Annotated in this window: 4 protein-coding genes; all 4 read left to right on the top strand. The window is 62.1% G+C overall.

Features of this window, described 5'->3' with window-relative positions; all coding sequences use genetic code 11:
• The coding region (locus tag H0V78_12115) for a hypothetical protein (protein MBA2352485.1) at window positions 1-522 on the top strand (522 nt) is incomplete at its 5' end.
• A 30-nt stretch (window positions 523-552) separates the two neighbouring features.
• The gene (locus H0V78_12110) at window positions 553-1,269 is read left to right on the top strand and encodes a TVP38/TMEM64 family protein (GenBank protein MBA2352484.1); all 717 of its coding nucleotides are present in this window, start codon (window positions 553-555) and stop codon (window positions 1,267-1,269) included.
• A 26-nt stretch (window positions 1,270-1,295) separates the two neighbouring features.
• Window positions 1,296-2,729 (top strand): beta-xylosidase, encoded by a 1,434-nt coding sequence (locus tag H0V78_12105; protein ID MBA2352483.1) that lies wholly within the window; start codon window positions 1,296-1,298, stop codon window positions 2,727-2,729.
• Window positions 2,730-2,819: 90 nt separating this feature from the next.
• Window positions 2,820-3,461 (top strand): hypothetical protein (locus H0V78_12100; protein ID MBA2352482.1); only part of this gene is annotated, 642 nt, incomplete at its 3' end.

Below are 3,461 nucleotides of genomic sequence, written 5' to 3'. Positions count from 1 at the left end.
TTCTTCTGCTATGGCGACGACGCCGACGACGAGCGCGACGAGACCGGGCGGCCGACGTATTTGCGACATCCGGAGTATTTCGATCCCCAGGAAGAACCGTACCGCGACCTGCGCGATTGTTATGCGCCTCTGGTCTGGCAGTGCAAGTTCAGCGGTATCGAAGTCCCCGATGCGTTGTGGCGCTTCGCGGCCTTTGGCAAGGAGCACAAATACAGCGAGAACCAGGCGGAGGACATGGACCGCGAGCCCGAGTTCCTCCACGCCTTCGATGACTGGACGGACCGGTTCGCCGCGTTCGTGGGTGCGAAGGGCAAGGTCGAGCCGGGGAAATATCGCGCGTATGGCCACAAAACGCCGGGCCACACGTGGGCGGACGTGAAGCTCTATAGCCGCGACTGGATGATGCGCATCGGACACCCGCCTGCCGGATCGTCACCCGACAAGCAGCAGGATCTCGGTCTCAACAAGGACGAGACGCTGTCGCCGAAAAAAGGCGAAGGCGAGCGGCTGCGCGGGCGTTGAAGATTAGCGCGAGCGACTATGAAGGCTCTGATGAAAACCAAGAAGAATGCATGGCTCCTGGCCGGACTGGGTCTGCTGGTAGCGGGGCTGATCGCGTCCTGGTTCCTGCTGCCGATCAAGGAATGGAGCGAGGCGTTCCAGCAATGGATCGAGGGCCTCGGGGTCTGGGGCGTGGTGGCGTTCGGCGCGGTCTATGTGCTGGCCACCGTATTGGCGATTCCCGCCTCGCCGCTGACCCTGGTCGCGGGGCTCGCGTTCGGAATCTGGGGATTCCCGCTGGTGGTGGTCGTCGCGACGATCGGTTCGGCGCTGGCCTTTCTGGTGGCCCGCTACCTCGCCCGGGAAAAAGTCGCGGCCATGGTGGCGAAACGTCCCAAGTTCAAGGCGGTGGACGAGGCCGTCACCGACGAAGGCTGGAAGATCGTCCTGCTGATGCGCCTGAGCCCGCTGGTGCCGTTCAATCTCCAGAACTACCTGTTTGGCGTCACCGACGTCGACTTCAAGCGTTACCTCGCTGCGACCTTCGTCGGCATCATGCCGGGCTCCCTGCTCTACGTTTACGTGGGCTCGCTGGGGCAGCAAAGCGGCGGCGGCACGACCGGCAAGTGGATTTTCTTCGCCCTCGGCCTGATCGCGACGGCGATCACCGTCGTGCTGATCACGCGCAAGGCCAAGGCGCGCCTGGCCGAGGCCGGCGTCGGCGCAGGCAAAGGCAAAGCCAAACCGCCGTCTCGCAAGAAGTCGTGAGCCGGCCGGTTCCTACCCACGCCCCCATGCCAGAATTCTCATGCAGGCTTTCCGAGATGACGACGCCGCTCGCGCATTTCTGGGAGCACACCGTCGGCAGCGGCCACGCGCCGCTCGCGTTGCGCGCCGACTGGCAGGCGCAACTGCGGCGCTGCCACGACGAGCTGGGCTTTCGTTACGTGCGCTTCCACGGCCTGCTTTCGGACGACATGGGCACGCTCATCGATCACGGCGGAGAGCCTCTTTATTCGTTCTTCAACGCCGATCAGATTTTTGACTTTCTGCTCTCCATCGGCATGAAGCCTTTCGTCGAATTGAGCTTCATGCCCGAAGCGTTGGCGTCGGGGCGCAAGACTGTCTTTCACTACAAGGCGAACGTTACGCCGCCGAAGGATTACAGGCAGTGGGCAAAGCTGATGGAAAAGCTCGCGCGGCATTGGGTTGAGCGTTATGGCCTGGAGGAAGTGAAAGAATGGTTCTTCGAAGTGTGGAACGAGCCGAACCTGCCGAACTTTTGGAAGGGGAGTGAAGCCGATTATTTCAAGCTCTACCAACACACCGTCGAGGCGATCAAAGCTGTGGACTCGTCGCTCAAAGTCGGCGGGCCGGCGACGGCGAAGAACGAATGGATCGAAGCGTTTCTGGAATTCTGCGAGCAGAAGAGGCTGCCGGTCGATTTCGTCAGCACGCACCACTACCCGACCGACGCGCTCGGCAATGAAGGCGACGATACCGAGACACAACTGGCGGGGAGCCGGCGCGGCCTCATGCGCGAGCAGGCGCAGGACACTTTCCGGCGGGCCCGCGGCAAGCCGGTTTACTACACGGAATGGAACGCGTCTTCGAACCCGCGCGATGAGCGGCACGACGAGCCTTATGCCGCCGCGTTCGTCGCCAAGACAATCCTGGAAGTTAACGGGTTGGTCGAAGGCTACAGCTTCTGGACGTTCACCGACATCTTCGAGGAAAACTATTTTCCGTCCGTGCCGTTTCACGGCGGCTTCGGCCTCATGAACCTGCACGGCATTCCGAAGCCCACGTACCGCGCGTATGAATTGCTGCACCGGCTCGGCACGGAACAGTTGCTGGTTGACGGCATTCACGAGACGGTGAACGCGTGGGCTGTCCGGCAGGAAAATTCCGTCACCCTCTTGCTGACCAATCACGCGCTGCCGCGCCATTCAATCAAGACCGAGCAAGCACGCGTGCGGATCGGCGGAGCGAGAGAGCCACGCCAAGTTCACATCGAGCGCATCGACGAAGCGCACGCCAACCCGTGCGTGCAGTGGCGCGAGATGGGCGCGCCGGATTATTTGAGCGCGCTGCAAGTCGAGCAATTGCAAACGGCTTCGCGCATGGCGCGCGAGCCGCACGCTTGGAAGTATGAAGATCGAGTGGTGCAAATCGAGATCAAGATGCCGCCGCACGCGGTTGCGGCGATCACGGTGGAGTTCGCCTAACGGCGGCATGAAGGAAGGCAGGAACACGTGAAAGCGAAAGCTACGGCTAAAGCAAAAGCGACGGCGAAAGCGCGAGTCGATCAGCCGTCGATGACGGACAAGGAGTTGGGCAAACTTCAGAAGAGCACGTTCGGGTATTTTTTGAAGGAGACCAACCCGGAGAACGGGATGGTGCCGGACAGCACAAAGGAAAATGCGGCGGCCAGTATCGCCGCCATCGGGTTCGCGCTGACCGCCTACCCCATCGGCGTCGAGCGCGAATACCTGACGCGCGGAGAGGCCGTCCGGCGCGTGCTCACGACGCTGCGCTTCTTCTGGAAGAGCCCGCAGGGCGAGGCGCCGGACGCGACCGGCTATCAGGGTTTTTATTACCACTTTCTCGACATGAAAACCGGGCGGCGCGCGAACGGCTCCGAGCTCTCGACCATCGACACGGCCTTTCTGATCGCCGGCGCGCTCGTCGCCGGAATGTATTTCGACCGTGACACGCTTGAGGAGCGTGAGATTCGCACGCTCGCCGACGCGCTTTACGCCCGTGTCGACTGGCAGTGGGCGCAGAACGGCGGACTTAAGGTCACGCACGGCTGGAAGCCGGGGACGGGATTTCTGAACCACCATTGGTCGGGCTACAGCGAGGCGCTCATCCTTTACGCGCTCGGATTGGGATCGCCGTCGCACCCGCTGCCGACCGGGAGCTATGTGGCGTGGACCGAGTCCTATCGATGGAAGAAT

This window comes from Burkholderiales bacterium (assembly GCA_013695435.1).
Classification (GTDB): domain Bacteria; phylum Pseudomonadota; class Gammaproteobacteria; order Burkholderiales; family JACMKV01; genus JACMKV01.
The sequence above is the reverse complement of the archived record's forward strand: the minus strand, read 5'-3'. Positions and strand labels throughout refer to the sequence as shown.

Bases quoted from the DNA above. Each gene is read 5' to 3' on its own strand.
- H0V78_12105 (MBA2352483.1), top strand. From the start codon at position 1,296: ATGCCAGAATTCTCATGCAGGCTTTCCGAGATGACGACGCCGCTCGCG.
- H0V78_12110 (MBA2352484.1), top strand. From the start codon at position 553: ATGAAAACCAAGAAGAATGCATGGCTCCTGGCCGGACTGGGTCTGCTG.